At 42.4% G+C, this 23,922-nt stretch carries 43 protein-coding genes; 39 read left to right on the forward strand and 4 right to left on the reverse strand.

Annotated features, from left to right (window positions below):
• Positions 1 to 5 precede the first annotated feature (5 nt).
• The 13 genes from M0M83_RS06655 to lysC all read left to right on the forward strand — a co-directional run bounded on the left by M0M83_RS06655 (position 6) and on the right by lysC (position 5,906).
• Positions 6 to 161 carry a hypothetical protein gene (locus M0M83_RS06655; RefSeq protein ID WP_248467932.1) on the forward strand — a complete coding sequence of 52 codons (156 nt, stop codon included), beginning with the start codon at positions 6 to 8 and terminating at the stop codon, positions 159 to 161.
• Positions 148 to 348 carry a DUF551 domain-containing protein gene (locus M0M83_RS21720; RefSeq protein WP_248467934.1) on the forward strand — a complete coding sequence of 67 codons (201 nt, stop codon included), beginning with the start codon at positions 148 to 150 and terminating at the stop codon, positions 346 to 348. The genes M0M83_RS06655 and M0M83_RS21720 overlap by 14 nt, the downstream gene beginning before the upstream one ends.
• The gene (locus M0M83_RS06665) at positions 345 to 572 is read left to right on the forward strand and encodes a hypothetical protein (protein ID WP_248467935.1); all 228 of its coding nucleotides are present in this window, start codon (positions 345 to 347) and stop codon (positions 570 to 572) included. Before M0M83_RS21720 ends, M0M83_RS06665 begins: the two co-directional genes overlap by 4 nt.
• Positions 573 to 750: 178 nt before the next feature.
• A complete protein-coding gene (locus M0M83_RS06670) occupies positions 751 to 1,032 on the forward strand; it encodes a hypothetical protein (RefSeq protein WP_248467936.1) in 282 nt (93 codons plus the stop codon).
• A 9-nt stretch (positions 1,033 to 1,041) separates the two neighbouring features.
• Positions 1,042 to 1,485, forward strand: coding sequence for a YbcN family protein (locus tag M0M83_RS06675; protein ID WP_248467937.1), 444 nt, complete (start codon positions 1,042 to 1,044; stop codon positions 1,483 to 1,485).
• Positions 1,486 to 1,773: 288 nt separating this feature from the next.
• Complete coding sequence (locus tag M0M83_RS06680; RefSeq protein ID WP_248467938.1) at positions 1,774 to 2,148, forward strand: hypothetical protein; 375 nt, start codon at positions 1,774 to 1,776, stop codon at positions 2,146 to 2,148.
• A 75-nt stretch (positions 2,149 to 2,223) separates the two neighbouring features.
• Positions 2,224 to 2,817, forward strand: a complete 594-nt coding sequence (locus tag M0M83_RS06685; RefSeq protein WP_248467939.1) for a recombination protein NinG — start codon at positions 2,224 to 2,226, stop codon at positions 2,815 to 2,817.
• Positions 2,818 to 2,994: 177 nt separating this feature from the next.
• Positions 2,995 to 3,582 carry a hypothetical protein gene (locus M0M83_RS06690; protein ID WP_248467940.1) on the forward strand — a complete coding sequence of 196 codons (588 nt, stop codon included), beginning with the start codon at positions 2,995 to 2,997 and terminating at the stop codon, positions 3,580 to 3,582.
• Between the two features lie 559 nt (positions 3,583 to 4,141).
• The gene (locus M0M83_RS06695) at positions 4,142 to 4,429 is read left to right on the forward strand and encodes a hypothetical protein (protein WP_248467942.1); all 288 of its coding nucleotides are present in this window, start codon (positions 4,142 to 4,144) and stop codon (positions 4,427 to 4,429) included.
• Between the two features lie 142 nt (positions 4,430 to 4,571).
• Positions 4,572 to 4,889, forward strand: coding sequence for a phage holin, lambda family (locus M0M83_RS06700; RefSeq protein ID WP_248467944.1), 318 nt, complete (start codon positions 4,572 to 4,574; stop codon positions 4,887 to 4,889).
• Positions 4,882 to 5,364, forward strand: coding sequence for a TIGR02594 family protein (locus tag M0M83_RS06705; RefSeq protein WP_248467946.1), 483 nt, complete (start codon positions 4,882 to 4,884; stop codon positions 5,362 to 5,364). The genes M0M83_RS06700 and M0M83_RS06705 overlap by 8 nt, the downstream gene beginning before the upstream one ends.
• Before the next feature lies 1 nt (position 5,365).
• Positions 5,366 to 5,761, forward strand: a complete 396-nt coding sequence (locus tag M0M83_RS21725; RefSeq protein ID WP_248467948.1) for a hypothetical protein — start codon at positions 5,366 to 5,368, stop codon at positions 5,759 to 5,761.
• The gene (gene lysC / locus M0M83_RS21985; protein ID WP_423811131.1) at positions 5,679 to 5,906 is read left to right on the forward strand and encodes an Rz1-like lysis system protein LysC; all 228 of its coding nucleotides are present in this window, start codon (positions 5,679 to 5,681) and stop codon (positions 5,904 to 5,906) included. Before M0M83_RS21725 ends, lysC begins: the two co-directional genes overlap by 83 nt.
• 4 nt (positions 5,907 to 5,910) lie before the next feature.
• On the opposite strand, the gene M0M83_RS06715 is transcribed toward lysC, so the two are convergent.
• The gene (locus tag M0M83_RS06715; protein ID WP_248467950.1) at positions 5,911 to 6,126 is read right to left on the reverse strand and encodes a KTSC domain-containing protein; all 216 of its coding nucleotides are present in this window, start codon (positions 6,124 to 6,126) and stop codon (positions 5,911 to 5,913) included.
• 359 nt (positions 6,127 to 6,485) lie between these two features.
• Here M0M83_RS06715 and M0M83_RS06720 point away from each other — a divergent pair, with 359 nt between their 5' ends.
• The 19 genes from M0M83_RS06720 (at position 6,486) to M0M83_RS21735 (ending at position 19,131) form a co-directional block, all read left to right on the forward strand.
• Positions 6,486 to 6,677: a crAss001_48 related protein gene (locus tag M0M83_RS06720; RefSeq protein ID WP_248467951.1), complete on the forward strand. Its 192-nt coding sequence runs from the start codon at positions 6,486 to 6,488 to the stop codon at positions 6,675 to 6,677.
• A 270-nt stretch (positions 6,678 to 6,947) separates the two neighbouring features.
• Positions 6,948 to 7,715, forward strand: coding sequence for a KilA-N domain-containing protein (locus M0M83_RS06725; protein ID WP_248467953.1), 768 nt, complete (start codon positions 6,948 to 6,950; stop codon positions 7,713 to 7,715).
• A gap of 215 nt (positions 7,716 to 7,930) precedes the next feature.
• The gene (locus tag M0M83_RS06730; protein WP_248467955.1) at positions 7,931 to 8,191 is read left to right on the forward strand and encodes a DUF2560 family protein; all 261 of its coding nucleotides are present in this window, start codon (positions 7,931 to 7,933) and stop codon (positions 8,189 to 8,191) included.
• A gap of 139 nt (positions 8,192 to 8,330) precedes the next feature.
• Entirely contained in the window at positions 8,331 to 8,732 is a 402-nt protein-coding gene (locus M0M83_RS06735; protein WP_248467958.1) for a DNA-packaging protein, read from the forward strand.
• Entirely contained in the window at positions 8,713 to 9,957 is a 1,245-nt protein-coding gene (locus M0M83_RS06740) for a PBSX family phage terminase large subunit (protein WP_248467959.1), read from the forward strand. The genes M0M83_RS06735 and M0M83_RS06740 overlap by 20 nt, the downstream gene beginning before the upstream one ends.
• Before the next feature lie 152 nt (positions 9,958 to 10,109).
• Positions 10,110 to 11,486: an anti-CBASS protein Acb1 family protein gene (locus M0M83_RS06745; protein ID WP_248467961.1), complete on the forward strand. Its 1,377-nt coding sequence runs from the start codon at positions 10,110 to 10,112 to the stop codon at positions 11,484 to 11,486.
• On the forward strand, positions 11,422 to 12,351 hold the full coding sequence (locus M0M83_RS06750) for a phage minor head protein (protein ID WP_248467962.1): 930 nt from the start codon (positions 11,422 to 11,424) through the stop codon (positions 12,349 to 12,351). Before M0M83_RS06745 ends, M0M83_RS06750 begins: the two co-directional genes overlap by 65 nt.
• Positions 12,352 to 12,353: 2 nt before the next feature.
• On the forward strand, positions 12,354 to 13,631 hold the full coding sequence (locus M0M83_RS06755) for a hypothetical protein (RefSeq protein WP_248467963.1): 1,278 nt from the start codon (positions 12,354 to 12,356) through the stop codon (positions 13,629 to 13,631).
• On the forward strand, positions 13,631 to 14,068 hold the full coding sequence (locus M0M83_RS06760; protein ID WP_248467965.1) for a phage cement protein: 438 nt from the start codon (positions 13,631 to 13,633) through the stop codon (positions 14,066 to 14,068). Before M0M83_RS06755 ends, M0M83_RS06760 begins: the two co-directional genes overlap by 1 nt.
• Before the next feature lie 15 nt (positions 14,069 to 14,083).
• A complete protein-coding gene (locus M0M83_RS06765; RefSeq protein ID WP_248467967.1) occupies positions 14,084 to 15,178 on the forward strand; it encodes a major capsid protein in 1,095 nt (364 codons plus the stop codon).
• 9 nt (positions 15,179 to 15,187) lie between these two features.
• Positions 15,188 to 15,445: a hypothetical protein gene (locus M0M83_RS06770; RefSeq protein ID WP_209102105.1), complete on the forward strand. Its 258-nt coding sequence runs from the start codon at positions 15,188 to 15,190 to the stop codon at positions 15,443 to 15,445.
• 56 nt (positions 15,446 to 15,501) lie between these two features.
• A complete protein-coding gene (locus M0M83_RS06775; RefSeq protein ID WP_141173681.1) occupies positions 15,502 to 15,903 on the forward strand; it encodes a DUF7370 family protein in 402 nt (133 codons plus the stop codon).
• A complete protein-coding gene (locus M0M83_RS06780) occupies positions 15,900 to 16,268 on the forward strand; it encodes a hypothetical protein (RefSeq protein WP_248467969.1) in 369 nt (122 codons plus the stop codon). Before M0M83_RS06775 ends, M0M83_RS06780 begins: the two co-directional genes overlap by 4 nt.
• A gap of 2 nt (positions 16,269 to 16,270) precedes the next feature.
• Positions 16,271 to 16,711, forward strand: coding sequence for a hypothetical protein (locus tag M0M83_RS06785; protein WP_248467971.1), 441 nt, complete (start codon positions 16,271 to 16,273; stop codon positions 16,709 to 16,711).
• Entirely contained in the window at positions 16,708 to 17,085 is a 378-nt protein-coding gene (locus M0M83_RS21730; RefSeq protein ID WP_166687351.1) for a phage tail termination protein, read from the forward strand. The genes M0M83_RS06785 and M0M83_RS21730 overlap by 4 nt, the downstream gene beginning before the upstream one ends.
• A 14-nt stretch (positions 17,086 to 17,099) precedes the next feature.
• Complete coding sequence (locus M0M83_RS06795) at positions 17,100 to 17,825, forward strand: phage tail tube protein (RefSeq protein WP_248467973.1); 726 nt, start codon at positions 17,100 to 17,102, stop codon at positions 17,823 to 17,825.
• Between the two features lie 33 nt (positions 17,826 to 17,858).
• The gene (locus M0M83_RS06800) at positions 17,859 to 18,500 is read left to right on the forward strand and encodes a DUF6246 family protein (protein ID WP_248467975.1); all 642 of its coding nucleotides are present in this window, start codon (positions 17,859 to 17,861) and stop codon (positions 18,498 to 18,500) included.
• A gap of 3 nt (positions 18,501 to 18,503) precedes the next feature.
• Complete coding sequence (locus M0M83_RS21990; RefSeq protein WP_423811132.1) at positions 18,504 to 18,689, forward strand: ClpX C4-type zinc finger protein; 186 nt, start codon at positions 18,504 to 18,506, stop codon at positions 18,687 to 18,689.
• A gap of 1 nt (position 18,690) precedes the next feature.
• Positions 18,691 to 19,131 (forward strand): hypothetical protein, encoded by a 441-nt coding sequence (locus M0M83_RS21735; protein WP_248467976.1) that lies wholly within the window; start codon positions 18,691 to 18,693, stop codon positions 19,129 to 19,131.
• On the opposite strand, the gene M0M83_RS21740 is transcribed toward M0M83_RS21735, so the two are convergent.
• The 3 genes from M0M83_RS21740 to M0M83_RS06820 are packed head-to-tail and all read right to left on the reverse strand — an operon-like array spanning position 19,119 to position 20,158.
• On the reverse strand, positions 19,119 to 19,652 hold the full coding sequence (locus tag M0M83_RS21740; protein ID WP_248467977.1) for a hypothetical protein: 534 nt from the start codon (positions 19,650 to 19,652) through the stop codon (positions 19,119 to 19,121). The genes M0M83_RS21735 and M0M83_RS21740 overlap by 13 nt on opposite strands.
• Positions 19,652 to 19,906, reverse strand: coding sequence for an Arc family DNA-binding protein (locus M0M83_RS06815; protein WP_248467978.1), 255 nt, complete (start codon positions 19,904 to 19,906; stop codon positions 19,652 to 19,654). The genes M0M83_RS21740 and M0M83_RS06815 overlap by 1 nt, the downstream gene beginning before the upstream one ends.
• Positions 19,907 to 20,158: an Arc family DNA-binding protein gene (locus tag M0M83_RS06820; RefSeq protein ID WP_248467979.1), complete on the reverse strand. Its 252-nt coding sequence runs from the start codon at positions 20,156 to 20,158 to the stop codon at positions 19,907 to 19,909.
• An 86-nt stretch (positions 20,159 to 20,244) separates the two neighbouring features.
• Here M0M83_RS06820 and M0M83_RS06825 point away from each other — a divergent pair, with 86 nt between their 5' ends.
• From M0M83_RS06825 to M0M83_RS06855, 7 genes are all read left to right on the forward strand, one after another.
• On the forward strand, positions 20,245 to 20,409 hold the full coding sequence (locus tag M0M83_RS06825) for an Arc family DNA-binding protein (protein ID WP_181488359.1): 165 nt from the start codon (positions 20,245 to 20,247) through the stop codon (positions 20,407 to 20,409).
• 69 nt (positions 20,410 to 20,478) lie between these two features.
• Positions 20,479 to 21,555, forward strand: coding sequence for a phage antirepressor N-terminal domain-containing protein (locus tag M0M83_RS06830; protein ID WP_248467980.1), 1,077 nt, complete (start codon positions 20,479 to 20,481; stop codon positions 21,553 to 21,555).
• 84 nt (positions 21,556 to 21,639) lie between these two features.
• Positions 21,640 to 21,852, forward strand: coding sequence for a hypothetical protein (locus M0M83_RS21745; protein WP_248467982.1), 213 nt, complete (start codon positions 21,640 to 21,642; stop codon positions 21,850 to 21,852).
• A gap of 7 nt (positions 21,853 to 21,859) precedes the next feature.
• On the forward strand, positions 21,860 to 22,261 hold the full coding sequence (locus M0M83_RS06840; RefSeq protein WP_248467984.1) for a type II toxin-antitoxin system death-on-curing family toxin: 402 nt from the start codon (positions 21,860 to 21,862) through the stop codon (positions 22,259 to 22,261).
• Between the two features lie 120 nt (positions 22,262 to 22,381).
• On the forward strand, positions 22,382 to 22,756 hold the full coding sequence (locus M0M83_RS06845) for a hypothetical protein (protein ID WP_248467986.1): 375 nt from the start codon (positions 22,382 to 22,384) through the stop codon (positions 22,754 to 22,756).
• On the forward strand, positions 22,749 to 23,276 hold the full coding sequence (locus M0M83_RS06850) for a hypothetical protein (RefSeq protein ID WP_248467988.1): 528 nt from the start codon (positions 22,749 to 22,751) through the stop codon (positions 23,274 to 23,276). Before M0M83_RS06845 ends, M0M83_RS06850 begins: the two co-directional genes overlap by 8 nt.
• 92 nt (positions 23,277 to 23,368) lie before the next feature.
• Positions 23,369 to 23,869 (forward strand): hypothetical protein, encoded by a 501-nt coding sequence (locus M0M83_RS06855; protein WP_248467990.1) that lies wholly within the window; start codon positions 23,369 to 23,371, stop codon positions 23,867 to 23,869.
• The last annotated feature ends 53 nt before the right edge of the window (positions 23,870 to 23,922 follow it).

The following is a 23,922-nucleotide window of genomic DNA, read 5'->3' on the forward strand; positions in this document are numbered from 1 at the left end:
GAGTGATGAAAGGAACAACGTTAATTGAACTAACGCCCGAAGAACTTCAAATATTGATTGGGGTATTAGAGTATCAATTTAGCATCGGATTTGAAGATGAAGAAGTATGCGATTTATGCGAAAAACTAAAGGCCGCGGAGGCATCTAATGCAGGGAACTAATTGGGTTAAGACGGCAAATGAATTACCAGAAGACGGTCAGTGGTGCGTTGTTTATGTAGACAGTGTAATACTCGATGTCGCTTGCTATGACGATAACATGCGTTGTTGGCAAGGTGATAATTTCAGCTACAACCATGAGAGCATCAGCCACTGGTTAGCACTCCCACCAATGCCAGAGGGTGAATGATGGAATCACCACTTACAAGAATGATTAAGCAACAGGTATTCGACGCCAACGTTGACAGGATTGTTGCACTCAATGATGAGCAATGGGATTTCATACTGAATGACCAAGACGAACGCGCATGGTCTGGCGGTAATTACTACGGTCACGATTATAACGGGTGGGAAATTTACATTGCCTACGATATCAAATATGTGAAAACAGGATTACGGGAGCCGTTGTTATGATAGGAACAAAAGTAATTTATGACACAGGGAATAATTGGAATTGCTGGGCTGTAATAGTGTTTAGCTATGGTCGTTATATTGAATGTTACCGTCCATCCAAGCCAACAAAAAAGCAATTAAGAAAGATAAAAAAAGACTCCATTAGGATTATGAAACTTGACGATTAGGAGAGCTAACAGTGAGTGATAAAATACCCGCAATAACAAATCCATTGGGTAAGCACTGGAAACAGCCAAACCCTGCAAATATCACAATTGACGACACGCACGCCATGATGACCCGTTTAGATTATGAGTTACTAGCTGACTACTCAGGCTCAGTGCCATCAGGAGTTTATGTTGGGAAGATGTGGAAAGCGGTTGCTCCAAGTGGTAAAGCCTTTCTTCGTTGGTTCGGCATAGTTCCTGAGCGCGATGATGTATGCAGCAATAACCAGCGAGAAATATTGATAGTTGATTAGGAGGCTAACTTGGAAGCAGATTTCCTCTTCCACGAATCAACCAAAACCGCAGCATGGCAACACCTCAAAGAAGTTCTAGCAACAAACCAACCACACCGAATCATTATCAAGCCTTGGAAGTCCACACGCTCACTATCTCAGAATTCCACTTTCCATATGTGGTGCGGAGAGATAAGCAAGTATCTATGCAAGAAAAAGTCTAATTTCACGCCTGAGACCGTCAAGGAGATGTTAAAGCATACATTCCTAGGCTATGAGGTCACTGAAATGATAGACGCCACCACGCAGGATATAGAGCGCGTCAGGACGCTACGGAAAACATCAAAGTTAGATACGGGTGAAATGTTCCACTTCATGGAGCAGGTTGAATGCTGGGCAGCGGGTATAGGTTGTCTCGTGACAATCCCAAACAATTCGGAATACATGAAACTCAAGGAGCAGCAAGAGAGATGAACATCATATCAAAAATGGCAATCGCTATGGCTTCATTAGTATCACATAGCGCCTTATGGAGTATCAACCATAGTCGCAGTTGGTACAGCTACCCAATATCAACTAAGCGCATCACAGGTCACGCAAAGATAAACCGAGCAGCCAAGAAGCGGAGGGCGAGAAAATGACACCTCAAGAAAAACTAAAGCAACTAGATGAACGCTTAGATGAAGTGCATAAGCTAATTGTTTATCTAAATGAGTGCCGCAGGGAGTTAATAAATCGTCACAATCTAAACAAGGAGAAGTTATGACTCAGCAAGGTAAGAACGCGATTGAAATAATCAAAGCGGTTAGAGAGCTTGAATATTTCACCACAAAACAAGCGCAAAATATAACAGGAATCCCTTACTCAACAGTAAGTTACATTATCAGCCTAATGCGTAAATTTTCGGCTGTGTCAGTTGTAGGGAAAAGCAAAGGTACATTGAAATACAAAATATCACCTGATGCTGTGCAGATTGTTAAGCGTGAATTTACTGAGGTTTTCAAGCCAGCACCTAAAAAAATAGACGATGAAATAGTAGGCCGTGGAATGGTCTATGTCGAAAAGGCTAATGTGCAAGGTATGGGTAGCGCATTCCTAAAACGCATGGATTCTTTGTTGAGTGAGGTGAGGGCATGAAGAAGCAATTATTCTTTGGTCTCATTGTTGGCCTGATAGTTACCGCAGTTTGTATTTTCGTGGAGGCTGTTAAATATGGCTAACCCAAGGCGACGGCGCTGTAAAATATGTAGAGAGTGGTTTTATCCCAAGTACGAAAATATAGAGTGGTGTAGTCCGGAACATGGAGCAGAATTAGCAATCAAACGGCGAAGTAAGGAGAGAGAAAAACTAGAAGCCAAACTCAAGAAAGAACAGAAGCAAAAAGAAGTAAAAGCCCGTGAAAAACTCAAAGCCCGCAAGTTAGCAGTAAAACCCCGCAGTTATTGGATTAAACAAGCACAACAAGCCGTCAACGCATATATCAGAGAAAGAGACCGTGATTTGCCCTGCATATCATGCGGAACGTTCCAATCTGCTCAGTGGGATGCTGGTCATTATCGGACTACCGCTGCGGCTCCACAACTGAGATTCGATGAGCTAAACATACATCGGCAATGCGTTGTTTGTAATCAGCATAAGTCGGGGAATCTAGTTCCGTATCGCGTAGAGCTTATTAATCGAATAGGACAGAAAGCCGTTGAGTCTATCGAGTGTGACCATGATCGCCACAAGTGGACTGTTGATGAATGTAAAACCATCAAAGAGGTTTTCAGGAAGAAACTAAAGGAGCTGAAAGATGTTCACTGACATAGACGCAGCAATTGAAGAGGCTAGATATCTGAAATCTCAATCAGGTGGTCGAGTTAATTTCTATGTTCTTCAAGTAATGGAATGCATGGAAGTGTTATGCGGAATTATGGAAGGCGTTAGGTATTTATATTCAACAGCCGATGACGACCATCACACAGTATTGCCGGAGGTAAGATGAGAAAGGCTTCATTTGAACAAATAGCTTACTTCAGAACTGAAAAGGAAATGAGGAAAAAGCTTTTCGGATCACTTCCAAAATTAAGTCCATCAGAAAGACCATGGACTAGATATATGCTTACCATATGGGGAAGAAGCCACCAAGGAGACGATTCTCCAGATGGCCTAAATATAAATGTTATTGGTCGACTAATGACAAGGGATGAATGGGACGACGGCTCAGCAACTTTGATTCGCGCCACTTTCGATAACTGTAGAAAGATGGGATACACAGGCAATGAGCTAATCGAAAAGGTAAAAGAAATTATTGCACCAAACAAATCAACACTCGGCGCACTTCGCCTCGCCAAAGAAAAAGATGACGCCGAATTTGTTGAAAAGTGTATTAACGAAATTTTACCAACGAGCAACCCGCTTCGTGATGTAGTTATTAAACGCTATAAGCAATGCAAAAGCCCGCAAAACATTCTAGAGGAGCTATCGAGGAAAACAGGTATAGACCTAGACTCAGCTAAACGTCGAGTTAGATGGGCTTGTGCGATGATTGAAGATGCTATTCATCCTATGGTTAGTGATATCAAGTAGCATTATTTTCTATGTAATTTATTAATAGGAGAAATCTATTGCATTCTGCGCCTAAATAGTATACTGTTTATGTTATGCTCGGTCGTGAAAGGCAAAGAGCAGGTAACAAGGTAAAAGAGGCGGCACTTGTTATCGATCCCGCCTAGTTGGTCACTTCGTCTATTTGGACTGGAACTCCAACCGCATCGGCTGAGAGGTCGAAGAAAACAGAGCCTCACTTCGGTGGGGCTTTTCTCGTTATAGAGGTTTATATGCTTGATGAATTCGAAGGCTTCGACGAATTTGACGGATTTTAATTCCCCCGAATTCGAGGGAATAAACAGAACGTGGTAACAACGGGCATATCGCCTTAGTAAATCCCGACTGGTGCATGAGTAACGTTCCATGCCGTTAGCCCACGAAACGGGCATTAATTCCAACTCTCCGGAATTTCCGGATAGTTCATATTCAAGAGGTCGCCTAGTGCGGCTTTTTTCGTATTAAGCTTTAATGATTTGTATTTTCAGTGTAGAGGGTATAATTAATGTGCAATTTAATTATGAATAAGGATTATACATTTATGACTGAAATAGATTTCGAAGCTCTAGGTCGTTGTCATCACTTAAGGTCTAAGATTGCAGATGCGGCTCGTAAGCGTGATGATGCATTTAGAGGTATGACAGAAAAATACTGCCCAGACCCTAACCCGTATGAGAGAGTCCACGAAGTTGATATTCAAGAGTTTCATCAAAAATCAAAAGAATTTGAGTCAGCTAATGATGAACTTACTGCGCTTGTAAACGAGTATAACAAATGGGCAGAAAAGGCGGGTGAGCGCCCAATGAAATGGTTTAAAACCCGCTATTGATATTATTCAAATATAAAAGATCACTTCGGTGGTCTTTTTTCGTATACGCCGCCACAGAATTCTAATCACACACACTTAATTGACGCATAGAGATTGTGCGCGGCTATCTATTAACTAAATTCCTCCAACGTAGGGGGTGAGTATGAAATATATGAATAACACTCCTGAATGGCTGGATCATTTTCTTGGTTGGATTTCCTCAGCAAAAGAACAAGCTGCTGCGGCTGGTCTAGCTGGGACTGTTGCAATATTGCGTGGGATGTATAACGGCGGCGGCTGGAAGAAGACCCTGCTAGATGGTGCGTTGTGTGCATTCTTCGGGTGGTTCGCTAAAGACTTACTAGCAGCTATGGGTATGAACCCTGAATTTGCTTATTTCACTAGTGTACTGATTGGCTACTGGGGCGTAGAAACGCTGAGTAAAATGATTAAAGGTAAGGCAGGAGTGAATAATGACTGAACCTAAATGGCTAGCTGAAGCCAGAAAAGAAATTGGCGTATCTGAACATACTACGACTGGCTCTCAAGCCGTCGATCAGATGTGGATTGATAGCAAGTTACGTGGATTAGTTGGTACAGCAAAAACCGTTCCTTGGTGTGCTGGTTTCGTCAATGCCATGTTAGAGCGAGCAGGTATTAAATCCCCTCGCAAAGATGCCTCAAGTTCATTCGATACTTTCGGACAGAAACTAACTGAGCCTAAATACGGTTGCATCGTTCGCTTCTCTCGTTCGGGTGGTGGTCATGTTGGTTTCTGTGTCGGTAAAACTGAAAATGGCTCACTTCTTATCTTGGGTGGTAATCAATCAGACGCAGTAAACATCAAAGCGTTTGGAACTGACCGAGTAGTCGCTTATCGCTGGCCTGATGGCGTTGAAGTAGATAACCGACCGCTACCTATTGGTGATGCTGCGTTATCAGTGAAAGAGTCGTGACATGAGTGATATAGCCAAAGAGTTATTAAAAATAGCGATAAAGTATTTGATTGCTTTCATACCGCTATTAGTTGCGCTCTTTTTTATTTATCAAAACTCAAAATTAGAGCGTGAAATTAAATCACTGAATGGCGAATTATCAGCAAGCCAGATACTAAACAAAGTAACCCAATCAGCCATTACTCTTCACTATCAAGTATCACTCGACAACATCAAAGCAAAGCAATTAGAGGACTCAGAGCATGTCAAAGTTAAGACTGCTATCAAAACAGTGCTCAAGGACAATGAGTGCGCTAATACTGCTGTGCCTGACGATGTTGTTAGTGAGCTGCGGAAGTACGAAAGAGATTTACGTGCCCGTGCAGCCAGTACCGATACCAGCCCACTTAACCGCTGATTGCGAATTACCAGTCATACCAGAAAGGATGAAGTGGGGCGACTTGCCTGTGTTGCTAACGGATGCGATGAACTCAATAGCAAAGTGTAACTTGGACAAGAAAGCTATTAGAGAAATCGAAAAAGCGAGGATGTCCCCGCTTTAACTAATCATCCAACCTTGCGATAAGGGTAGCCAGCTTTTTTGATATAGACATCAAAATACTGACCTTTGGATGGTGCGCTCATTAATCCGCTATGAATATGAGCAGGTACATTTAAATACTGATAAATGCCACTGCTGTGAAATGCAATTTCTAACACATGAGTGGCTGGGTCATAACCAACTGATTGAAGGTTTGAAGATGAAACAGGAACACGATTCAATTTCTAAATCTCCTATTAACGGGAAAAGTCCCGAGGAAATATTAGAACATTTTAACAAATATAACTTCGTTGACGATCACGGACACCGATTGGAGTTCTGTCAGGACTTCATTGATCTTGTGACTCTTACCACAAAGTTAAATAAATCTTAACTCTCGACAAAAAAGCAATACGGGAAATTGAACAACAAAGAAATGCCCCAAATATCGGGGCGAAGCGAGAATAACAGTTCATGAATGTGACGTCACTATACGTTAATCGTGAATTACTACAATATTAAAAAGGTAGTAATCTCAATCAGATATTACAAATCAGAGTCTCTCAATAGCGGGGCTTTTTAATGCCTACAGGAGAATCAAATGCAACCACATCAACAACGAGTAGTAGATGAGAAAGCTGAGTTAGACGACAAAATCACAAAGCTGACAACTTTCATTAATGGCGATATCTGCAAGACGCTAGAGCATCGCGACCAAGAGTTATTGAGTAATCAATTAGGTCATATGCGCAGTTACTCTGAAACTTTATCTCAGCGCATTGAGCGATTCTAAAGAACAACCCCGACAGGGTTAGATAAATCGTTTATCCATTAAGGAGAGTGATCACTATCTTGACTGCTAGGAACAGACTAGAAGTGGCTTAGCAGAGTATCGCTAGGCTGCGAACTCTACGCATTTCACCGCTCATTCACAGAGCAATTCTAAAACGTCGAATCCAATCACTTTGATATGAGCCTTCGAGGAAGTCAGTTATAGCTGGCGAGCTTCGACGGGCTGATTTTCTATGTGAACGAGGGTTCATTTCAAATGAAGGTAATACGTATGAATAATATTATTCCTCTCGAATATGATGGACACCCTGTGCGTTTTAATAACGACGGATGGATCAATGCTACCGATATAGCAGCTAAATTTGGGAAAGTGCCCAATGAGTGGGTCAGGCTTCCTGAAACAATAGCATATATTCAAGCACTTGAAGGTAGATACGGGAAAATCCCGTATGTAAAAACTAGCAAAGCTAGGAAAGATAGGGGTGGCGGAACATGGCTACACTCTAAATTAGCTGTGCGTTTCGCTCGCTGGTTGTCTGTTGATTTTGAAATATGGTGTGATGAACAAATTGATGCTCTTATCCGTGGCAATATGCCAGTTTATAACGATGAGAGAATCAATGCGATATTCTTACTTGATAAGCCAACATCATGGGAAAAGCGTTTTCAACAACCTTTCTATCAAGCATTAAGCCGAATGTCTGGCTTGCCTTATTCTGGTCATGTCGGCGGTTGCCCATCGTTATTTGGGATGATAACAGCTAAGTGGGTATATCAGGCTGTACTACCTGATTCTGTTTATGAAGAAGCTAAGCAGATGGCAAAGGACAGTAAAGATAAAATACACCAATACCTAAAACCAGAAGCTTTACAACTGGTGCAGGATCAATTAGTCGCTGTCACTACTTTAGCTAACGGTTGCATTGACTATAAAGACTTTGAAGCTAGATGCGTTCAGGCTTTTGGAAAGTCAGGAATGCAGGGACTTCTAGTCTTTCCAAGCAATCGACAGCCATCACACACTGTAACATTACAATAGGTCGCTCAGCGGCCTTTTTTATTGGGTGGAATATGAAAACAGGAACATTGGAACTACAAATTTCAGTGAAATTTAAATGGTGGGTCAATCCATACATATCCACCTTAAAACTATTTTGCCTAACGCTTGGTATTGAACCGAACTACGAAAAGGTAGGCGAGTTCATTGCTAAGCATGGGCTGATTACAACGAAACACATAACAACAAGGTAAATCATGACTACTGAACTAACAGCAAAAGAGAAAATCCGCTTAGGTTTACTTAAGCTAACAGGCAATAACACCGCAGCAACCGCAAAGGCAATAAAACTCATCAAGGATGACCCACTTGAGTATGAGTTATTTTTCCAACTGTGGAGTAATAACAACGGCAACTTTGATAACGGCAGCGTCGATACATTAACGAAAGTTGATTCCGTCTATCAACGAGTGCAGGAAACAAAGAAAACGTTATTCAACGATGAAGTAACAGAATAACCAATTTATAAAATTCTACAAACGTCATTCATGGAGTGGCGTTAATAGAGATTTATATAAGTTTATGACGGCAAAGGTATCACTGATTGCCGATGGTATATAAACATAACCAGTTAATTGTTCTGATTGAGGTTAATTAATGGCGACTAAAACAAAAATGGGTCGCCCAAGTAAATTTGCAGAGAGTTTAGTTAAAGCAAAAGAATACTTAATGGGCGGATATGAAACGGTTGGTGATGTTGTACCAAGTGTGGCTGGTCTAGCCTGTTATTTAGGCGTATCACGTAAGACAGTTTATGAATGGGTAAAAGAAAGTACCGACTTAAGTGACACGTTAGAAGGCATTTTAGCAATGCAAGAAAATAAGCTCATCAATAAGGGGCTTAACGGTGATTTCAATCCAACAATAACCAAGTTAATGCTTGCCAATCATGGCTACAGCGAGAAGCAGGAGGTTGACCACAAATCCTCTGATAGCTCAATGTCACCAACAAAAATAGTTCTGGTTGCCGGAGGTAACAATGACGGTAGCGAGGATTGAAATACCGCCTAAATTAATTCCAGCATTCGAAGGTAATTATCGCTATCGCTGCTCACACGGTGGGCGTGGCTCTGCAAAGACAAGAACATTCGCATTAATGACGGCTATTCGTGGCTACATGGCTGCGATGAATGGTCAATCTGGCGTAATACTTTGCGCTCGTGAGTATATGAACTCACTAGAAGAATCATCAATGGAAGAGGTTAAACAGGCGATTAGGTCTGTGCCTTGGCTAAATGATTTCTATGAACTTGGTGAGAAATACATTCGCACTAAGTGCCGCTCAGTTAGCTATGTGTTCGCAGGGTTACGGCATAATTTGGACAGCATCAAATCCAAGGCGAGAATATTAATCGCATGGGTAGATGAGGCTGAGTCAGTATCAGAAATAGCATGGACAAAACTAGCGCCTACTGTTCGTGAAGCTGGCTCTGAAATATGGGTGACATGGAACCCTGAGCGAGACGGTAGCGCGACAGATAAGCGATTTAGAAAGAATCCACCTGACAATGCTGTCGTGGTTGAAATGAACTACGATGATAACCCATGGTTTCCATCAGTGTTGGAAGATGAGCGGTTAAATGACCAAGCCAGATTAGATTCCGCTACTTATGCGTGGATATGGGAAGGTGCTTATCTTGAAAACTCTGATAAGCAAGTATTAGCCAATAAATATGTCGTTCAATCATTCCCTGATGATTTATGGCAGCAAGCAGATAGGTTACTTTTCGGTGCTGACTTTGGTTTTGCTAAAGACCCCAACACGCTTATTCGCATGTTTATCTTGGATGACTGTCTGTACATCGAGCGCGAGGCTTACGGCGTTGGCGTTGAACTTGACCATATGCCAGAGTTTTACGATGAAATACCTGAAGCTCGTAAGTGGCCTATTAAAGCCGACTCCGCGCGACCCGAAACTATCAGTTATCTGAAGCGACAGGGATTTAATATCTCAGCCGCTAAAAAGTGGCAGGGCAGCGTAGAAGATGGCATCACACACTTGCGTGGCTTCAAGCAAATCATCATTCATCCTCGCTGTAAAGAAACAGCAAAAGAAGCCCGTCTCTACTCATATAAAACAGACCGAACTACTGGTGAAGTATTGCCAGTGATACTGGATGCTAATAACCACTGTTGGGATGCTGTTAGATATGGGCTTGATGGGTATATCACACAAAAATCTAACGCAGGTCTACTGGTTCCAAAAAGATTACTTAGGAGGTAATGATGGAGGCATTGTTGATCGTTTTGGTGCTGATAATTATTGAAAAAATCGATGATATGAAGTGCCGCCACAAATCATCTCTTGGATATCACCATAACCGCAAGTTAACATGGAAAATCAAGCCTCCACCAAAGAATCCATAGAGGGATAAAATGCAAGAAAACATGAAACTAGCCGTCAATCACCTAGTGAATGATGCGATAGCTCGTGCCCGTATGGCTTTGGTCAATCCAACCATGGGGCTTGACGCTAAGCGATCATCTGCTTGGTGCGAATACGGATTCAAACAAGATTTAACCTTTGATGATTTATACAAACTATTTCGCCGTGGTGGGATTGCATACGGCGGGGTAACTAAATTAAGTGGCACGTGCTGGAAAACATCTCCGCAAGTCATTGAAGGAGATAGTGCCGATGAGTCGAAAGATGAAACGGCGTGGGAAAAGTCTTTCAAAAAAGCAATTAACAAACGCATATGGAAAGAGTTTAAAGAGGCAGATCAGCGCCGTCTTGTCGGTCGCTATTCTGGCCTAATCCTTCACATCAATGACAATGGCAAATGGCACGAGCCGGTTAAAGCCTCAAAGCTTTTGAGAAAGGTTACTCCTGCATGGGCTAGTGCGATAAAACCTACTGAGTGGGTGACTGATATTAACTCGCCTGATTACGGTCAGCCGAAGATGTGGCAATACACCGAATCGCTACCGAATGGCGGTACTAGAAACATCAATATTCACCCTGACAGAGTGTTCATTCTAGGTGATTACTCGATTGATGCTATTGGCTTCCTTGAGCCGGCGTATAACGCATTTGTGAGCCTTGAAAAAGTCGAAGGCGGTTCTGGTGAGTCATTCCTAAAAAATGCAGCCAGACAGCTGTCAGTGAACTTTGACAAAGAGGCCAAGCTTGATGATTTAGCAAGAGCCTACGGCGTTGAAATGTCAGAGTTGCAGGAGATTTATAACGATGTTGCTAGGGAAATAAACATAGGCAATGACGCAGTTATGATCACTCAGGGAGCTAACGTTAACCCGTTAGTTACTGCTGTATCAGACCCAACGCCTACATATAACGTCAATCTTCAAACTGCCGCCGCAGCAATGGATATCCCATCGAAAATACTCGTCGGCATGCAAACAGGAGAAAGAGCCAGCACCGAAGACCAGAAGTATTTTAATTCACGCTGTCAGTCGCGTAGGGAGAGTGAGCTTTCATTCGAAATAGAGGACTTCATTGACCACTTAACACGAATCAAAGTACTAGAGCCTGTACCAGAGAAAACGGTTATTTGGGATGACCTGAACGAGCAATCAGCTACTGAGAAGCTTGATAGCGCTGAGAAGATGAGCCGTATTAATCAGGCATCACTAGCAACTGGAGGGCCTGTATTTACGGTTGAGGAAATTAGAACAGCAGCAGGGCCCGACTACGAAACTGATAATAAGCCACCGCTAGGTGAATTCGATGAAAATCCAGAAGATACGAACCGCGATAAGAGCAGGAACGAAAGCCGATCCGACAGCGGTTGATAAATTAGAGCGCGGAGCAATGAAGGCCTTTGCAAAGCGCATTAAAAAAGTATCACAAGGCTACATACAGCTACTCAATAGAATTCCATTCGAGCCCGTAGTTAATAAAAAATACCAATTTGACCTAGACCCTAACTATCTTTCAATCATCTTGAGAGACGGTGAGCTCATGGTCGATGAGGTGTTATTGCAGGGTGGTGAATTCAATAACTTCTTTTTCAATGAGTACGTCAGTACAGCATATGAACGAGGAACAGCGCAGGAGTATGCAAACTTAGCGCAACAATCAACGGCATACGCAGCAACACAACAAAGTGTGGCAACGATATTGCTCAGTGAGCCTTATCAGCTTCGCATGGCATTGGTTCGAGCTCGTGTGTTTGAGGAAATGAAAGGGCTGTCTGCTCAAGTCAAAGCAGATATGGCTCGCATTCTTACCGATGGCATAGCAAGAGGGCTAAATCCTCGTGAGGTAGCTAGAAATCTGAATGAGCAATCAGGTATCGAAATTCGTCGTGCTAATCGTGTGGCCAGAACGGAAATCACCACAGCATTGCGTAGGGCAAGAATGGATGAAGCTGATGAGGCTAGTGAAGTTCTTAACCTTGAAACTCGTCAGGTCCACATATCTGCGCTGAGCCCAACAACTCGACCTAATCATGCATCACGTCACGGAAAAATATTTACCACTGACGAGCAGCGCGATTGGTGGGCTAGAGATGGTAACTCAATCAACTGTAAGTGCTCGACGGTGACTATTCTTACCGACAAAGAAGGCAGGCCATACAACGATACATTACTCAATAAATTGAAAGAGGAAAAAGAAGCCATGAAAGAACGTGGTTACCAATGGGCGGAGGAATAACGATGCCGATTCAAGTAAATGTCACGACCAAGGTTAATAGCGCATCAATCAGGCGTGAAACCTATAACGGCCGTGAGCACATTATCATACCGAGCTACACACTGCCAGCAAACGTCATCATGAATGGCGAGTTCTACCCAGAGGCAGAAATAAAAGCTAACTACCTAAGCATGGAGGGGACTATCGCCCCACTTGGACACCCGACTGTAGATGGGCATTTTGTTTCGGCTTTTTCACCTGAAGGCCTTAATCAAGGTTTTGTAGGCGCATGGAATAGGAACGTAAGCCTAAAAGGTAATCGTGTTTATTCAGAGAAGTGGGTAGATGTAGAAAAGGCCATGGAGTCATCTGGCGGTCAGCGTCTTATGGCTAAATTAACAGCACTAGAGAAAGGGGAGTCATCTGACCCTATTTGGTCAAGTGTCGCCGTATTCAGGGAGCGAACCGAAGCACCAAAAGAATTGCAAGAGCAAGGCGCTCAGTGGGTGGTGAAGATTCATACCATTGACCATGACGCCATATTGTTAGATGAACCACCTGCGGCAGGGCCCGATAAAGGCGTAGGCCTTATGGTTAACGCTGACCAAGCCATATCACTAAAACCAAACTCTGGCGCTCTTATTGGTGAATCCTACCGTGAAAAAGAGAACCGAATCGAACGAGCAGTAAAAGATAAGTTTGTCATAACACAGGATGATTACGCATGGGTTGCTGACTTTACGGACTCTCAACTTGTGATTGTTCGAAACGGTGGAAAGGCAGAGGTATTTGGTTACACAAATGAAGGCGGGAAAATACTCATTGATGACTCTGGTAGCCCTGTAGTTAGGCAGGAGTCATGGGTAGTTATGGCTGCTAACAAATTTAAATCACTATTTAGTAAACCGCAGGCAAGCCCTGCAATCAACAATAGCACGGAGGGCGACATGCCTTTAACTCAAGAAGAAAAGAAAGACTTAGTAGGCGATATCACACGGGCATTAGCGGCAAACTTTGCAGAGCAGTTAAAGCCAATCAATGAAAAGGTTGATGCTCTTCAAGTCAACCACCAGAAGCTGGAAGAGTCATTAACCGCTAACCAGCGCGCTGAAGAAACAGAAATGCGTAAAGAGGTAGCGGCTAAATATGGCGAAGTGGTTGCAAATTCACTGCAAGGCCAAGCGTTAATCGATATGCATAAGCAACTCGGTGAAGCAGCATCATTAGCTGGCAACTCAGGCGCACAGCAGGAACAAGTTGGCGCACCAAACCCAGCGGAATACTTTAAAGGAGCTCAATAATGGCTACTAGTCGTTACCGCCGTGTAAATCTTGACGGCAAATCAATCACAGAAACACGCGCAGCAAAGGCGAATGTGTTGCCCGGTACTTTCGTAGTTATTGATGCAAATGATGAGTTTGCACAAGCGGCAGCGCTAACAGGTCGCATCTACATTACTAATCCTGCATATCACCAAGGGCTGACAATTCGTGATGCGATTCCTGCTGGTGACTCTGCTGTCGGTGAGTATGTGGAAGAAGGTCGAGAGCTTGCTTTATTGGTTCCTGCTGGCACTTACAAAAAAGACTCGCCGATTAAATTTGGTGCGGATGGTCAAGGTGCTTTGGCAACTGCTGATACCGACTCGGTTATTGGCTACAGCCAAGATGAAGTAACTCTGTCTAGCGCGGATTTCATTCGAGTTCGCTTCCGTGTTGGCACTGTTGCCGCTGCATAATTAAAAGGAAAAACTATGTTTTATACTGCTGAAACTTTAGCAACAAATAGCCGACTGCAACGTCAGTGGGAAGGGTTATGGGCGACACGTAATATTTACAATACGCAGCATAATCTGATGATAAATCAGTATCAGAACGTGATGGATGGTGAAACTTTAGCTGCAAACCAAGTCGGCGGCTTCGCTCGCGAGTTTTGGGCTGAGATTGACAGTAACATTATCCAATTGCGTGACCAAGAAACAGGCATGGAAATCGTTAATGATCTAATGGGCCTGCAAACAGTATTGCCAATTGGTAAGACTGCTAAGCTGTACAATGTGGTTGGTGATATTGCTGACGATGTATCAATCAGTATCGATGGTCAAGCTCCATATTCACATGACCACACTGAATACGGTTCAGACGGTGACCCGATTCCAGTGTTCACCGCTGGTTATGGTGTTAACTGGCGTCATGCGGCAGGTCTAAGCACTGTGGGAATCGACTTAGTATTAGATTCTCAAACTGCAAAGATGCGCCAATTCAATAAGAAGGTTGTTAATTACTTCTTGAATGGTGATGACAAAATCAGTGTCGATGGTTACAAAGGCCAAGGCATGAAAAATCACCGCAACACAGCAAAAATCGATTTAGGCACATCTGGTGCAAACATCGACTTAACTACTGCTGATTTACCAGCGCTGTTAGCATTTTTTGGTTTCAAAGGTGCATTTGGTCAAACCGCTTTCAATAACAAAGTAGATTTCTACGATGTTATGTGGGTGAGCTACGAAGCATGGGGTAATCTGATTAAGCCTACAGTGGTTGCGGTTGGCGCAGGTGCTGGCAATAGCGTAGTGAATGGTCGCGTTATTGATACCTTGCTGCCATATGCAGGTGTGAAGGAAATTCGCCCAACTTATGCGCTTAAAGGAACTGAGTTCATCGCGTATCAGCGCCGCAAAGATGTAGTAACCCCTTTAGTCGGTATGGCAACAGGTGTTGTTCCTAAGCCTCGCTTTATACCACAGGACAACTACAACTTCCAAATCATGAGCGCGGCAGGTCTGCAAATCACTCGTGATGGTGAAGGTAAATCTGGTGTAGTTTACGGCGCGAAACTGAGCTAAGGAGATAAAATGGCTAAGTATGAAGTTATTATCCCTTGGCATGGAGTTATTAAGGGGCAGGTAGTTGAGTTTGAAGAATTGCATCCAGTGTTAAAACCAAATGTGCGCTTGCTGTCAGATGAAGCCGCTGCGGCATTAACACCATCAGTTGAGCAGACTAAAAAGCCAACCAAGAAAGAGGTAATCGAAAAGCTCACCGAGTTAGGCATTGAGTTTGACGAGAAAGCCAAGGTCGATGAGCTAATTGCTCTGCTTCCAGAAGAATAGCCGCGAAAGCGGTTTTTTTATGCCCTCGAAAGGGGGCTTTGCTTTGTGAGGTAATCATGATCACAAAAGAGCAAGCCAAAGAATACCTGACGGGGCAGGGAATAGAGTTACCTGATTTTATTCTCGACGCATTGATTGAGCAGGTCGGTAGTATTCAGGAATGCCTTGATAAGCATTACCCAGCGGCAACAGCGCTATTGATTCAGATGTATTTGCTTGCACTCATGGCACTTGGTCAGGGTGATAAGTATATCAGCTCACAATCAGCCCCCAACGGTGCGTCACGGTCATTTCGGTATCAATCATTTGGTGATAGATGGAAAGCAGCTACATCGCTTCTACGTGGCTTAGATAAGTACGGATGCGCTAATGGGCTAATCCCTTCTGACCCGACTCAAACAGCTCATGCTGGATTGTGGATTGCGAAAGGTGGCTGTATGTGCGGAGGTGGTCGATGAGCACTACCGCTAACTGGTCATATACCGCACTCGCCACTATTTACCCTGTTATTCGCGGCGGTGGAAAATGGGATGACACAATCACCTATGGCACTCCATATCTTATCGACTGCACATGGCAATCTAGCAATGAAGTAGTGAAAGACGATATGGGGAAGGAGTTTGTTACCAATAACGTGTTTTACACTGAATTGAAGCGTACCGGTGTAGATGTGCAAAGGCCAGAGCGCGGCTTCTACATTGCCAAAGGTGATACCACTTCTCAATCTGACCCGAGAGTCGCTGGAGCTGACATTATCATCACAGTTAAAGAAGATGATATGAGCTTTTTCGGTGAAGAGTTCGACTACGAGATAAGGACGTGATCATGGGCGTAAAAGTCAAAGGTATCAGGCGAGTTAGAGGGAATATCAATAGCGAATTAGAGGTTATTGCCACACAGCGAACAGCCCGAGTTATGCAAGAGATATCTATCACTGGTGCGGCTTATGCTGCGGCAATTACCCCTATCGACACATCCAATCTCATCAATAGTCAGTATCGACAATTGCAGAAAATACCCAGCGGGTATGAGGCCAGAGTCGGTTATTCAGCAAACTATGCCGCAGCGGTTAGCCAGATGAAAGGCAAACTTAAAGGTCAGCCAAGAGAGGATTTTGGCAAAACTCGAAGCGGTGTCTCATTTGGTGGCGGTACTGGCAAAGGGCGATATTGGGACCCTAACGCAGAGCCTGATTTCTTACGCAAAGGTTTTGAAAACGCAGCGCCAGAAATACAGGAAATCATTAAACGAGGCTACAAAATATGAAGCCTAGTGATATTTACAGCGAAATTACTGAGTGGCTGGAGGTTAATCACTTCTCTGATGGTTTCGATGTTCAGTATCGATTTTGGAAAGATGGTCAGCAACTAGATAAATTTATCGTCATTCAGCGAATGGGCGGTGCTAAGCCAGAGGAAGCACTAATACGTGACTCTTACCGAATGCTGCTTATATCTGAGGTCGATGGCGGTCAATCAGCACTTGAAGACCTAGCTTTTAGTATTAGAGAAGCATTAATCCGAGACCACAAAATCGGATGCATGACCTATGTAGAGCCAATCGGCGGTATCAACCAATCAATGAGCGACAGAAATCGCTTAGTCCTCGAAATTAATTTCAACACAATAATCTCACGATAACGGAGTAAATAAACATGGCATGTGAATCAGGTGCATTCACAGGGCGCGACGTGGTTGTATTTTATGCAATTGCGTGTCCTGAGAACAAACCATCACCAATGGACTACGGTCGCCTTGGTATGATGCGCGGAAAGTCGTCTGCTACTGAATGGGAAACGGTAGACGCAACGGGCGATATGTCGCCACAAAATACACAGGAAAGCTTAGTTTCGTACAAAAACGTCACTTTCTCGGGTGATGGCGTATCTCGTAAAGAGTCTTTATACGGTCAGAAAGAGCTTAAGCGCCACGTTAACAACCCTGAAACTACATCAGGTCAGCCTTACGTATGGTTCAAGATTGTTAGCCCTACAGATATCACTGAAGGCTGTTTCTTAGTGACTAGCTGGAGTGATGAATATCCACACGATGACGTAGCGACTTGGTCTATTGAAGCTAATAGCGCAGGTGGTGTCGATATCCGTGATATTCCAGAAGAAATCGTAATCACCAAACAGCCAGTAGACCAAACACTGACGGTAGGCCAAACGCTAACTTTATCTGTGGAAGCTAAATCCACCGATGGCTCGGCGCTAACTTATCAGTGGAAGAAAGGTAACAGTAATGTTTCTGGCGGTACTACTGCTACATTTACCAAGCAGGCAACTGTTGCTGGTGATGCAGGGGAATATACTTGCGTCATTACTTCAACTTCTGCGGGTAGTGTTACTTCTAGTCAGGCAACAGTCACCATTTCTTAATCTAAGGGGCGCAAGCCCCTCTATTGAGGTCTCATGCAAGTATTAACGGATGTAGGGCAAATAGCGGTGATTGTCGATGGTAAGTCGTATCATTTAATCCCTTCATTTTCGGCAATGGCTAGGCTATCTCAAAACTCACCCACACGATTAACTGATATTTTCGTTACTGTACACGGAGGTCGATTTCCTAATCTAAAGGACCCTAAGCTAGCAAAAAATGCAGAGGCCATTTGCTTTGCTAATATGGTCATGGAATGCAAAGAAGTGATTGAAAAGTGCTGTAACGAAAAAGTCAGTACGTTAATTGGCAATCTCAGCGTCAACCGTAAAGGCTGGCTAAGCTATCGAGAAGGGCGCTTGAAGTTACAGGATATTATCACTCTTGCTCGTCACCTCATGCGTCACGGCATCATGGGCGACCAAAAGCCTGATGAAGACGAAGAGCCGCAGGGTAAATTCACAAACGAATTCGACCCGCGCGTTTATGTCTATCTTGCCGTAGCCCATTTGGGCATTAGCGAACAGGAAGCTTGGGGAATGACAATGACGGGTTTCCGCGCTGCCATGGAAGCTAAATTTCCCCGTAGTGAGAAAGATAAAATCCCATCCAATAAGCGGTATGAAGAAGCTATGGATTGGGCTGATAAAATTATTATGCGTGATAATGCGAGGTAGGGTATGGCTGAGTTAAAATGTAATTTCTGTGGTCGTAGTCAAACTAAAGTTCCAATTCTTATTTTAGCAAATGATAAGACTGCGGGAATCTGTAGTACATGCGTTGGTAATTGCGTGCAGCATATGGGGTTGTTAATCAAAGAAAGCAAGACCACATTTGAGCTTCCGACAGAAGAAAAAGAGGGTTGATATGAGAGAACCAAAACCAACAACAAAGCCTGTTCCCTCATTCGATATCAAAGATGGCGTTTCTTATTTCTGCCCTGAATGCTCAGAAAGAAATCAGAGAGGGAAAAGTCAGTTGCAGGTAGCTAAAGAAGCACTTGAAGTACTTCACCGCATGAGTACAGAAGAATTAGTGGCCACATTGACAAAAGCTGGGTTGATAGAAAAAGATGGTTGTGATTTCAACCATGTTAAAAAACAAATATTTAAAATGGTTTTCATGAATGAATTGGTGGATGGTAAGTTTATTATTACCGAATTCAGTAATGGAGAAATAAGTTTTTACACGCAAGAAAAAGGTAAAGAGACTATCCTAAACAAAACAATGCCATACAACGAGAGTGATTCTACTTACTCCACAATGGCATTGGATATAATGAAGCGATCATTAGGTCAAATAGATTGAATTGCCACCTGCACAACGCGTAGTATTTCAGATGGGTTATTCAATGCTGTATCAATGGCTTTGGTCATTACATGGCGTAACCCGTCAACTGGTAGCTTCTTTAGTTCGTTTTTGATTGCGTTTTTCTCGCCATCGCTAACATTCATTTTGTCAACATATGAAGATAGAGCCGATAAAGTATCATCATGTAATTTGATCACATTGACATTCAGTATCGCACTTAACCCACCATCGGCTCTGAGAAAATCTACTCCTAAGTTGGTTATTCTTATAAAAGAAGGGTCAAGAAGTAGCGGCGTGTTAGCCTCAAACTCATCGTCAGCGCGAGATACAGGGCAATCTGCTGTATTAAGTAGACCACTATCGGACAAGTAAATTATGTTATCGTAGAAATCCTTATAAGTTTCATAAGGCTCACATAGTTCATTCCATTGTTCTCTGCTAACTCGTCCATTTTTGCAGTGATAAAAGGCGAGTAATATATTTTGTTGCCACTCAGGATTATATCTATCATAAGTCATCACTTGTTATCCTTGTCGTAAAGTTCCATTAGAGTGCTGAATACCATTTTTTTAACTTCCTCGGCTTGGTGTTCAGCTAACTTTTTGGTTTCTGTATTACTTGACTGTGTTTCATTTTCGCTTTCAAGAGCGTCCAAGACTATCTGCAATAGCTCAGAATTAAATGACCTGCCATTGCATTCAGCCCTTTCTTTAAGTTTGTCTCTTACTTCTGGCGGCATTCTGAAGGTGAATTTAGGCTCATCTCTAGCCATTTATTGATCCTTTTTGTAGAGTTTAACTAATGTATCAAATACCATTTTTCTAACCTCATCAGCCTGAGTGGCTGCCATTTTCTCTACGTCATCCTTATAGCCAGATACTGATGATGGTGTAGATAAAGCTTCATCTATTATTTGCAATAATTCTGCATTAATTGATCTGCCATTCATCTCAGATCTTACTTTTAACTTATCTCTTGTTTCTGGCGGCATTCGCAATTTGAACTGCGGGTATTCTCTGCTCATATAATCACCTTTATTTTTCTTGACAGTCTATAACGGTGATAGTACATTCTCAATTGAACCACGGTGACTCTATATGGAGATGTAAAATGAAAGGAGCGAGAAAGCTACCACAGCTTAATTTTCGTTGGCCTGAAAAGGATATTGACCTAGTTAAGCAGTGGGCAGAAAAAAACGGAAGATCTTTAAATAATGAAGTTCACAGAATTGTGATGGATTTTTTGAAGAAAGAAGGTGTTGTGAGTGCTAATTAACAGCGAAGCCCCAACTGCGGGAACAGTCGAGGCTTCTAATTTAGTCCGAAACCTAGAGAGAAACGAACTATGAATACTATATCAACAATTAACGTACCTTTCCACGGTAACAATTTATATGTTGTTAATTATAATGGTCAGCCTTATGTTCCTATGCGCCCTATCGTTGAAGGGATGGGAATGGACTGGACAGGTCAGTTAAACAAGCTAAAACAAAAGTTTAAATCAACCGTAGAGGAAATCTCTATAGTTGCCGCGGATGGTAAAGAGCGAAATATGATTTGCCTAGCTCTCCGTAAACTTGCTGGCTGGCTTCACACTATCAGCCCTAACAAAGTTAAACCTGAAATCCGCGATAAGGTGATCCAGTATCAAGAAGAATGCGACGACGTACTCTATGAGTATTGGACTACTGGCGAGGTTAAGGCTAAACACAAATCAACGGTTCAGGAACGCAACCCATTAAAGAACGCTGTTAATTTACTGGTGAGCAAAAAGGGGATTATGTACCCAGAAGCGTATTCACTAGTGCATCAGCAATTTAATGTTAGCGGAATTGATGAACTAACAGCCGACCAGATACCAATGGCGGTAGAGTATGTTCACAAGCTAGTAATGGAAGGTGAATATATTCCCAAACAGCAGCTACCACAGGTTGGACTTGAAAGCCTTGCGATGCCAATGTCATTCTTTGATGAATATGACTGGTTGTTTGATCTTGAGGGTGTTGATAAAGCAGAATCACTATCTGAATTCTATAGGTATCCTCAAAAGATGCTTAAGAATATGGCTGAATACCCGAACCCACTAATTGAAATACTGACTAAGCTTAGAGGTATGGGTGTAAATATAGATGCAGCCTATTTTTGGCTAAAAGCACTACAGCATCGTTACGAAGTTAATACTAGTAGTTTAAATCGAAAAGAAAAGCTGCTATCAGATGTTTTGTTAAGCAATACTTCTGTGGCTCACAATATCATCAAGTCAATTATAGATGAATGGCGAAACATACTAGCGCCAGCAATTAAAAAATTAAATCCAGCCTTAGAGTCAGAGGTAACCAAGCAGTTATCTGAACTGAATGGAGTTATTTACTGCAACTTATTAAGCCTTAAAGAAAAGCCAGAAACTAAGTTATTAGCCTGACCCACACATAGCCCAAGGATGGGCTAGCAAAACCTAATGATTTACTGCTATTCTATACATATAGATAGTTGGGAGGTAATTATCATGACTATAAAGAAAACAAATCAAACTGGAACATCACATACAGTAAAAAAGTATGATGGAGTCTCTTTCCCTTCCTCTGGCATCGTAGGGACATCTAGCGGTACTATAAAGCGTTGCATGAGGTCAATCACTACGACTTCTGACTTTGAGCAGGCACTTAAAGATACACAACTAGAGTATGCTCAAATAATTAAAGATTTAGAAGATAAGTGATGAGTGTATGCGATTATTAACAGTCGAAGAGGTTGTCAAGATACAGGAAAAAACTCTACCTAATAGTGGTGAGCCGAGTATCGACAAGCTATCAGGTGCGCTTGGTCGCGTTCAATCACTTATTGACTATGAAAATAATAATGATGTGTTTGATTTGGCTGGAATGTACCTTGTTGCTATAGCTAAGGCTCATGCTTTTAATGATGCTAATAAGAGAACAGCTTTTCAGGCCGCAACAATATTCTTGAAGCTTAATGGTGTGAAATTATTTCCTTCTGTTTATTTGGTTAAGTTAACAATTTTATCAGCCATGGGTGAATTTGATTACAAACAAGCATCAACCACTCTACGCATTCTATCTGACTATAAAAATGATTTAGTAGAAGAAACGCACAGCGGATACATCTAATCCATTCACATTATCCTACGCGCCTCTGAATTGAGGCATTTTGCTATGCTGTAAATAAGATCAGTAACGCTTCCCCTAAAACAAATGGTTAAATATCTCTCATTAATCTATGGGGGATTTATGACAGAAGATGAAGCTAAATCCGAAGGGCAGAGAATGCTCAAGGAGAATGAAGCTAAGCTTTGGGAGATGTTCAAGCAAGTAACTGATGTAAAATTTCGTGAGTTTCTGCTTAGTAACGGGGTGGAGAGCTTAAAGTGTCCAATATGTGGCTTTGATGGAATGGGCTTTCCATCAATTAGCATTAATGACGGCGAGTCTTTTCTTGTGCCGATCAAATGCGAAGACCTTGCAGGTAGATATCCATTTAACCCACTTAATTTCAAGTATCGGGCTATATGCAAAGATTGTGGTTATGAAATATACTTTAACGTATCTAGAGTAATGAAGTGGATGGGGCTTTTTGATAGAAAATCAGGAGCTGGAAATGAGTAGAGCAATGACAGCTGATGAGGTCTTTAAAGGTAGTGATATAAAAATAACAGACTTTAATGATATCTATCAAGCTCCAAAGAATAAGGTTGAGGGCAGTAATGACATGAGCGATTCTAAATTATCAAAAACAGAACTAGATGCATTGCTTAGAGCAAGCAAGGCAGAGGTTGATGCTGTTGCTGCTGGTATGCGTGAAGAGATGGCTAAGTGGAGGGAAGAGCAAAACACTCAAATGTCTCAACTTAACGCAACATTGTCGACTATATCATCTAAGATTGATTCTAAATTTGATGCTGTTGATGGGAAAATAGACGGGTTAAAAACTAGCCTAACAACCACCCAATGGAGCATGACTATAGGCATAGCGCTTGTGACAATAATTCTATCTACGGTAATGATTTATTCTAGTTCAATTATTGCTAGCGCAGAAAAGGCAGATACAAAGCAACCTCAACCTACCGTTATCTACGTTCAACAACCATCGCCACATTCAATAGAACAACCAAGCCATCAAAAATAATACATCTAACCTGCCTCGGCAGGTTTTTTGTTTGCTTCAATTTGCACTCCCGCTAAGCTAACATTACTGAAACTAATTGATGGGATGGTGAGATGAAAAGAATATTAGCAGTGGCTGCGGTGGTTGCTTTGCTGGCTGGATGTGATAGCAAGCAAGATGCCCCGTTTGGCTTAAAGTGGGGGCAGAGCATGGATAGCGTCAGCTTCATTAATGATGGTCACTGTGAGAAAAAACGAGCTGAAACTATCTGCACTTTTGATAACACCCCTCCGTTTAATGAATGGACTTATGAAAACAGGCTTAAATTCAAAAGCGATAAGCTAGTTGAAGTAAGTTCATTTCTTAATGCTGTTGATGATAAAGAATACTTCTGTGTTTTATTGAGAGAAGAAAGTAAATATTTGACTGGGGTGATTAAAGATGGCGAAAAGCTATTTGATGCTGCAAAAAGCTGCCCTGACATTAAAGTTCAACCAGATGCAGTAAGGGACGCTTTTTACGAGAAATTTAACACCACATATGGAGAGGTCAGAATTTATTTAACACTAGATCCTTATGTTGGCTCTGTAACTTATTCACCACCTGAAAAATAACCAAACATAACTTTTTAGCTAACAGCCCTGTCAATTTTGACGGGGCTTTCTTT

The organism is Providencia rettgeri (genome assembly GCF_023205015.1).
GTDB classification, from domain to species: domain Bacteria; phylum Pseudomonadota; class Gammaproteobacteria; order Enterobacterales; family Enterobacteriaceae; genus Providencia; species Providencia rettgeri_E.

Excerpts from the sequence above, each read along its gene's own strand:
- M0M83_RS06655 (WP_248467932.1), top strand. The coding sequence starts at position 6 with ATGAAAGGAACAACGTTAATTGAACTAACGCCCGAAGAACTTCAAATA.
- M0M83_RS21720 (WP_248467934.1), top strand. The coding sequence starts at position 148 with ATGCAGGGAACTAATTGGGTTAAGACGGCAAATGAATTACCAGAAGAC.
- M0M83_RS06665 (WP_248467935.1), top strand. The coding sequence starts at position 345 with ATGATGGAATCACCACTTACAAGAATGATTAAGCAACAGGTATTCGAC.
- M0M83_RS06680 (WP_248467938.1), top strand. The coding sequence starts at position 1,774 with ATGACTCAGCAAGGTAAGAACGCGATTGAAATAATCAAAGCGGTTAGA.
- M0M83_RS06685 (WP_248467939.1), top strand. The coding sequence starts at position 2,224 with ATGGCTAACCCAAGGCGACGGCGCTGTAAAATATGTAGAGAGTGGTTT.
- M0M83_RS06690 (WP_248467940.1), top strand. The coding sequence starts at position 2,995 with ATGAGAAAGGCTTCATTTGAACAAATAGCTTACTTCAGAACTGAAAAG.
- M0M83_RS06695 (WP_248467942.1), top strand. The coding sequence starts at position 4,142 with ATGACTGAAATAGATTTCGAAGCTCTAGGTCGTTGTCATCACTTAAGG.
- M0M83_RS06700 (WP_248467944.1), top strand. The coding sequence starts at position 4,572 with ATGAAATATATGAATAACACTCCTGAATGGCTGGATCATTTTCTTGGT.
- M0M83_RS06705 (WP_248467946.1), top strand. The coding sequence starts at position 4,882 with ATGACTGAACCTAAATGGCTAGCTGAAGCCAGAAAAGAAATTGGCGTA.
- M0M83_RS21725 (WP_248467948.1), top strand. The coding sequence starts at position 5,366 with ATGAGTGATATAGCCAAAGAGTTATTAAAAATAGCGATAAAGTATTTG.
- lysC (WP_423811131.1), top strand. The coding sequence starts at position 5,679 with ATGTTGTTAGTGAGCTGCGGAAGTACGAAAGAGATTTACGTGCCCGTG.
- M0M83_RS06720 (WP_248467951.1), top strand. The coding sequence starts at position 6,486 with ATGCAACCACATCAACAACGAGTAGTAGATGAGAAAGCTGAGTTAGAC.
- M0M83_RS06725 (WP_248467953.1), top strand. The coding sequence starts at position 6,948 with ATGAATAATATTATTCCTCTCGAATATGATGGACACCCTGTGCGTTTT.
- M0M83_RS06730 (WP_248467955.1), top strand. The coding sequence starts at position 7,931 with ATGACTACTGAACTAACAGCAAAAGAGAAAATCCGCTTAGGTTTACTT.
- M0M83_RS06735 (WP_248467958.1), top strand. The coding sequence starts at position 8,331 with ATGGCGACTAAAACAAAAATGGGTCGCCCAAGTAAATTTGCAGAGAGT.
- M0M83_RS06740 (WP_248467959.1), top strand. The coding sequence starts at position 8,713 with ATGACGGTAGCGAGGATTGAAATACCGCCTAAATTAATTCCAGCATTC.
- M0M83_RS06745 (WP_248467961.1), top strand. The coding sequence starts at position 10,110 with ATGCAAGAAAACATGAAACTAGCCGTCAATCACCTAGTGAATGATGCG.
- M0M83_RS06750 (WP_248467962.1), top strand. The coding sequence starts at position 11,422 with ATGAAAATCCAGAAGATACGAACCGCGATAAGAGCAGGAACGAAAGCC.
- M0M83_RS06755 (WP_248467963.1), top strand. The coding sequence starts at position 12,354 with ATGCCGATTCAAGTAAATGTCACGACCAAGGTTAATAGCGCATCAATC.
- M0M83_RS06760 (WP_248467965.1), top strand. The coding sequence starts at position 13,631 with ATGGCTACTAGTCGTTACCGCCGTGTAAATCTTGACGGCAAATCAATC.
- M0M83_RS06765 (WP_248467967.1), top strand. The coding sequence starts at position 14,084 with ATGTTTTATACTGCTGAAACTTTAGCAACAAATAGCCGACTGCAACGT.
- M0M83_RS06770 (WP_209102105.1), top strand. The coding sequence starts at position 15,188 with ATGGCTAAGTATGAAGTTATTATCCCTTGGCATGGAGTTATTAAGGGG.
- M0M83_RS06775 (WP_141173681.1), top strand. The coding sequence starts at position 15,502 with ATGATCACAAAAGAGCAAGCCAAAGAATACCTGACGGGGCAGGGAATA.
- M0M83_RS06780 (WP_248467969.1), top strand. The coding sequence starts at position 15,900 with ATGAGCACTACCGCTAACTGGTCATATACCGCACTCGCCACTATTTAC.
- M0M83_RS06785 (WP_248467971.1), top strand. The coding sequence starts at position 16,271 with ATGGGCGTAAAAGTCAAAGGTATCAGGCGAGTTAGAGGGAATATCAAT.
- M0M83_RS21730 (WP_166687351.1), top strand. The coding sequence starts at position 16,708 with ATGAAGCCTAGTGATATTTACAGCGAAATTACTGAGTGGCTGGAGGTT.
- M0M83_RS06795 (WP_248467973.1), top strand. The coding sequence starts at position 17,100 with ATGGCATGTGAATCAGGTGCATTCACAGGGCGCGACGTGGTTGTATTT.
- M0M83_RS06800 (WP_248467975.1), top strand. The coding sequence starts at position 17,859 with ATGCAAGTATTAACGGATGTAGGGCAAATAGCGGTGATTGTCGATGGT.
- M0M83_RS21990 (WP_423811132.1), top strand. The coding sequence starts at position 18,504 with ATGGCTGAGTTAAAATGTAATTTCTGTGGTCGTAGTCAAACTAAAGTT.
- M0M83_RS21735 (WP_248467976.1), top strand. The coding sequence starts at position 18,691 with ATGAGAGAACCAAAACCAACAACAAAGCCTGTTCCCTCATTCGATATC.
- M0M83_RS21740 (WP_248467977.1), bottom strand. The coding sequence starts at position 19,652 with ATGACTTATGATAGATATAATCCTGAGTGGCAACAAAATATATTACTC.
- M0M83_RS06815 (WP_248467978.1), bottom strand. The coding sequence starts at position 19,906 with ATGGCTAGAGATGAGCCTAAATTCACCTTCAGAATGCCGCCAGAAGTA.
- M0M83_RS06820 (WP_248467979.1), bottom strand. The coding sequence starts at position 20,158 with ATGAGCAGAGAATACCCGCAGTTCAAATTGCGAATGCCGCCAGAAACA.
- M0M83_RS06825 (WP_181488359.1), top strand. The coding sequence starts at position 20,245 with ATGAAAGGAGCGAGAAAGCTACCACAGCTTAATTTTCGTTGGCCTGAA.
- M0M83_RS06830 (WP_248467980.1), top strand. The coding sequence starts at position 20,479 with ATGAATACTATATCAACAATTAACGTACCTTTCCACGGTAACAATTTA.
- M0M83_RS21745 (WP_248467982.1), top strand. The coding sequence starts at position 21,640 with ATGACTATAAAGAAAACAAATCAAACTGGAACATCACATACAGTAAAA.
- M0M83_RS06840 (WP_248467984.1), top strand. The coding sequence starts at position 21,860 with ATGCGATTATTAACAGTCGAAGAGGTTGTCAAGATACAGGAAAAAACT.
- M0M83_RS06845 (WP_248467986.1), top strand. The coding sequence starts at position 22,382 with ATGACAGAAGATGAAGCTAAATCCGAAGGGCAGAGAATGCTCAAGGAG.
- M0M83_RS06850 (WP_248467988.1), top strand. The coding sequence starts at position 22,749 with ATGAGTAGAGCAATGACAGCTGATGAGGTCTTTAAAGGTAGTGATATA.
- M0M83_RS06855 (WP_248467990.1), top strand. The coding sequence starts at position 23,369 with ATGAAAAGAATATTAGCAGTGGCTGCGGTGGTTGCTTTGCTGGCTGGA.